3 protein-coding genes and 1 pseudogene are annotated in these 4,744 nt (G+C 75.0%); 1 reads left to right on the forward strand and 3 read right to left on the reverse strand.

The features are described 5' to 3' along the window. The 3 genes from ABZ641_RS26135 to ABZ641_RS26145 form a co-directional block, all read right to left on the reverse strand. The coding region (locus ABZ641_RS26135; protein WP_359985460.1) for a GAF domain-containing protein at positions 1-1,477 on the reverse strand (1,477 nt) is incomplete at its 3' end. Between the two features lie 85 nt (positions 1,478-1,562). Beyond that, a complete protein-coding gene (locus tag ABZ641_RS26140) occupies positions 1,563-2,906 on the reverse strand; it encodes an MFS transporter (RefSeq protein WP_344626650.1) in 1,344 nt (447 codons plus the stop codon). 81 nt (positions 2,907-2,987) lie between these two features. Next, complete coding sequence (locus ABZ641_RS26145) at positions 2,988-3,761, reverse strand: 3-hydroxybutyrate dehydrogenase (protein ID WP_344626651.1); 774 nt, start codon at positions 3,759-3,761, stop codon at positions 2,988-2,990. Positions 3,762-4,058: 297 nt separating this feature from the next. Between ABZ641_RS26145 and ABZ641_RS26150 the strand changes: the two are divergent. After that, positions 4,059-4,744 (forward strand): annotated as a pseudogene (locus tag ABZ641_RS26150) (regulator); the annotation flags it as partial.

The following is a 4,744-nucleotide window of genomic DNA, read 5'->3' on the forward strand; positions in this document are numbered from 1 at the left end:
GGCAGCCGGCGAGCCGGGCGAGGCGTTCGGCGGCGTCGGCGGCGGCCCGGTCGGGCGCGGTGCCGTCGTCGGGCAGCAGCAGCACGACGGCCTCGCCGTGCTCGGCGCTGATGCCGCGGGTGCCGAAGAGGTGGCGGGCGGCGGCCCCGGCGAGCCGGGAGCGGTCGGCGGGGTCGGCCTCGGCGACGAGCACGAGGTGGCGGCGGCCGAGGTCGACGCCGAGCCGGCGGCCGCGGGCGGTGAGGCCGGCGGGGTCGCGGTCGGGTGCGGTGAGCAGGTCGGCGAGGAGTTCGCCGCGAACGCGGTTCTCCGTCTCGGCGACGGAGCGCCGCAGCAGCAGGAGCAGCGCGGTGACCACGCTCGCCCGTTCGAAGATCCGCCGGTCGGCGTCGTCGAGGTCGGCGCGGCCGCGCAGCACGAGGCCGCCGAGCAGGTCGTGGCCGGCCAGGGCGGCGCAGACCCAGTCCTCACCGCGGCGCACCGCGCGGCCCTCGGTGCGGGAGGCGGCGAAGGCGTCGGCGAGGTGCCGGGACGGGCCCGCGGCGCCGTCCGGGCCGGGGCGGCCGGTGAGCGGGTGCCCGTCGCTGTCGTGGACGGCGACCTCGCCGCCGAGCAGGGTGGCGACCTCGGCGGCGACGTCGGCGGCCTCGGCGCCGCGCAGCACCAGGTCGGTGAGCCGGTCGTGGGCCTGTTCGGCGCGCTGGACGGCGGCGGCGTGCGCCTGGATGACGTGGTTGGCGGCGGCGAGGTCGGTGAGCGCGGCCCGGGTGTCGGCGAGCGCCTTCGCGGTGTCCAGGGCGACGGCGGCGTGCGCGGCGAGGGTGCAGAGCAGCGCCACCTCGTCGGGGGAGAAGGCCCGCGGGGAGCGGTCGGCGGCGAACAGCACGCCGATCACCCGGCCGCCGAGCAGCAGCGGCACGCCGATGATCGCGACCAGGCCCTCGTCCAGCACGCCGGCGTCGATGGTGCCGGTGTGGTGGAACCGCTCGTCGGTGCGGTAGTCGGGGGTGGCGTACGGCCGGGCGGTCTGCGCGACCAGCCCGCCGAGGCCGTCGCCGAGGCTGAGCCGCAGGGTCTGGAAGAGCTGGGAGACCGAGCCGTCGGTGACCCGCATGTAGGTGTCCCCGGCCTCCTCGTCGGGGAGGGTGAGGTACGCGGTGTGGGTGCCGAGCAGCATCCGGGCCCGGCGGACGATGGCCTGCAGCACGGCGTCCAGGTCGCGGGAGGCGGCGAGGTCGCCGGCGGTGTCGAAGAGCGCCGTCAGTTCCGCCTCGCGGCGCCGGTGCTGGCGCAGCGTCCGGTGCACCCGCAGGGCCTGCCAGGCGGCGGCGTCGATCTCGGCGAGGACGGCAGCGGACGCGCCCTGCCGGCGCGCCTCGGAGAGCACCTCGGCGAAGTCCTCGGTGGCCGCGCCGGAGGCGAGCAGGTCGATCAGCCGGCGCAGGGCGGGGGCGGCGCTCTCGGGGGGCTCGTTCATGGTGCGGGCCATCGTGCCATTCATCCGTGCGGTCCGGGAGCGGCCCGGCCCGGGGCGGGGAGTCGCCCCGGGCCGCGCCGGCGGGTCAGCCGACCGGCACGCCCTCGCGGGCCGGCTCGGTGTCGGCGAGGTCCTCGCCGCGGGTCTCCCGGGAGCAGAGCACCGCGAGGACGGTGATCACGGCCGCGATCGCCACGTACACCGCGATCGGGGTCGAGCTGCCGTAGTCCTTGAGCAGCGCGGTGGCGATCAGCGGGGCGGGGGCGCCGGCCGCGACCGAGGAGAACTGGGCACCGATCGAGGCGCCGGAGTACCGCATCCGGGTGGCGAACAGCTCGGAGAAGAACGCCGCCTGCGGGGCGTACATCGCGCTGTGGAAGACCAGGCCGATCGTGATCGCCGCGACCAGCGCGCCGAAGGACTTCGTGTCGACCATGCCGAAGAAGACGAACGCCCAGACGCCCACGCCGACCGCGCCGGCCAGGTACACCGGCTTGCGGCCGATCCGGTCGGAGAGCGCGCCGAACAGCGGGATCAGCGCGAACTGGACCGCGGAGGCGATCAGCACCGCGTTCAGCGCGGTCTGCTTCGGCAGGTGGACGTGCCCGACCGCGTACGCCAGCACGAAGGTGGTCATCACGTAGTACGAGATGTTCTCCGCCATCCGGGCGCCCATGGCGACCAGCACGTCCCGCCAGTGGTTGCGCAGCACCGCGACCAGCGGCGGCTGCTCCACGGACGTCCGGGCCTTCGCCGCCCGGAGCGCCTGCTGGAACAGCGGCGACTCGTCCACCGCGAGCCGGATCCACAGGCCGACCGCGACCAGCACCGCGGAGAGCAGGAACGGCACCCGCCAGCCCCAGGAGAGGAAGGCCTCGTCCGACAGGGTCGCCGTCATCAGCGACAGCACGCCAGCCGCCAGCAGGTTGCCGGCCGGGGCGCCGCCCTGCGGCCAGGACGCCCAGAAGCCGCGCCGCGCCCGGTCGCCGTGCTCGGAGACCAGCAGCACCGCGCCGCCCCACTCGCCGCCCAGCGCGAAGCCCTGCACCAGCCGCAGCGCGGTGAGCAGCAGCGGCGCGGCGACGCCGATCTGGCGGTACGTCGGCAGGCAGCCGATCAGCGTGGTCGCGCCGCCCATCAGCAGCAGGCTCAGCACCAGCAGCCGCTTGCGGCCGATCCGGTCGCCGAAGTGCCCGAACACCAGGGCGCCCAGCGGGCGGGCGGCGAAGCCGATGGCGTAGGTGAGGAAGGAGAGCAGGGTGCCGGTCAGCGGGTCGCTGTCGGGGAAGAACACCTTGCCGAAGACGAGGGCGGCGGCGGTGCCGTAGAGGAAGTAGTCGTACCACTCGACGGTGGTGCCGATGAGGCTGGCGCCGACCACCTTCCAGAGCGGGGAGCCTGGTCTCGCGACGTCGGGAGAGTGGGCCATGGGGTCACCTGTTCTCGGGGGAGGGGCTGTGCGGGAGGGTACGGGCGGGGGCCCGCGGGACGGAGGCCGGGAGGGGCCGGGTCAGTGGGCCGTCCAGCCGCCGTCCACGGGCAGGCTGGCGCCGGTGATGTAGGAGGCGGACGGGGAGCAGAGCCAGAGCGCGAGCTGCGCGACCTCGTCGGGCTCGATCAGCCGCTTGACGGCGGTGCGGTCGAGCATGATCTGCTCCACCACCTCGTCCTCGCGGATGCCGTGCGCCAGGGCCTGGGCGGCGACCTGCCGCTCCACCAGGGCGGTGCGCACGTAGCCCGGGTTGATGCAGTTGCTGGTGACGCCGTGGGGGGCGCCCTCCAGGGCGGCGGTCTTGCTGAGCCCCTCCAGCCCGTGCTTGGCGGTCACGTACGCCGACTTGAAGGCGCTGGCGCGCAGCCCGTGCACCGAGGAGATGTTGACGATCCGTCCCCACTCGTTCCCGTACATGTGCGGCAGGGTGCGGCGGATGATCCGGAACGGTGCCTCCACCATGACCCGCTGGATCAGCGCGAACCGCTCGGTCGGGAACTCGTGCAGCGGGGCTACGTGCTGCAGGCCGGCGTTGTTGACGACGATGTCGGCGTCGTCCGGCAGGGCCTCCACCGCCTGCGGGTCGGAGAGGTCGGCGACGACGGCGACCCCGCCGATCCGCCCGGCGAGCTCCTCGGCCGGGGCGGCGGCGACGTCGACGACGTACACCCGTGCGCCGGCCGCGGCGAAGGCCTCGGCGCAGGCCCGGCCGATCCCGGAGGCGGCTCCGGTGACCAGTGCCGTCCGGCCCCGCAGGGCCGCCGGCGGGGCGGTGGCTGAAGTGGTGTCCATGGCCGAGAACGGTAGGAATCCCGAGCCCCCGCTCCCATGTGTCCGGAGGACACAGGTAGGCCCCGGCGGGTGTGGTGGGACGCCATGGCCGGGCCCAGGGCGCACCGGTGGTGCAAGCCAAACCCCGTGTGCGCCCGCTTCCCCGTAACGGGCGCCCTTGCATCACCCGTTCGGAGGATTGCACGCCCGAATCGACCCATAGCGCCCGAATGCTCGCTACTGTCACGCCGATTCCCGACAGGGGGCGTCGCCCGAAACCGGGGGGACCGGAGCGGCGCTCGAGAGGTGTTGACTGACATGCCCCAACGGCCTGTGACCGACAGCCCGGCGTTCGGACCGCTCGATGCGCTCGACCCGCACGTAGTGCAGGCCGGGGCCCCTCCGCAGGTGTCCGACGAAGACGACGACCGCCCGGTGGAGACAGCCACCGGGAACCACCGCACCCAGAACCCGCAACTCGCCGCGCTCATCGAGGAGTCCGGCTTCTCGCACGCCGGTCTGGCCCGCCGGGTCGACCAGCTCGGCCTGGAGCACGGCCTCGACCTGCGCTACGACAAGACCTCGGTGACCCGCTGGCTGCGCGGCCAGCAGCCCCGCGGTGCGACCCCGGCACTGATCGCCGAGGTCTTCACCCGGCGGCTCGGCCGCCGCCTCACCGCCCAGGACGTCGGCCTCGACGCGTGCGCCCCGGTCTACGCCGGGCTGGAGTTCGCCGAGACCCCGCAGGAGGCCGTCGACATCGTCGCCTCCATGTGGCGCAAGGACAACGGCCCGTACGCCGAGCTCCGCAAGATCGCCTTCACCCCGGCCGGCCTGGTCGTCCCCAGCCGCGACTGGCTGATCGGCCGCACCGACGAACGGGTCGCCCGGGACGCCACCACGCTGCCCCCGGAGGAGCTGGCCGGCACCCGGCCCGTCGCCGTCGGAGCCGTCCGCGGCCCCTCGCGCCCCGTCCCCGGACGGGTCCCGCAGCAGGCCCGCCG

Origin of the sequence: Kitasatospora sp. NPDC007106 (assembly GCF_040634455.1) — a bacterium.
Taxonomy (GTDB): domain Bacteria; phylum Actinomycetota; class Actinomycetes; order Streptomycetales; family Streptomycetaceae; genus Kitasatospora; species Kitasatospora arboriphila.

Coding starts and splice junctions, on each gene's coding strand:
- ABZ641_RS26140 (WP_344626650.1), bottom strand. CDS start 2,906: ATGGCCCACTCTCCCGACGTCGCGAGACCAGGCTCCCCGCTCTGGAAG.
- ABZ641_RS26145 (WP_344626651.1), bottom strand. CDS start 3,761: ATGGACACCACTTCAGCCACCGCCCCGCCGGCGGCCCTGCGGGGCCGG.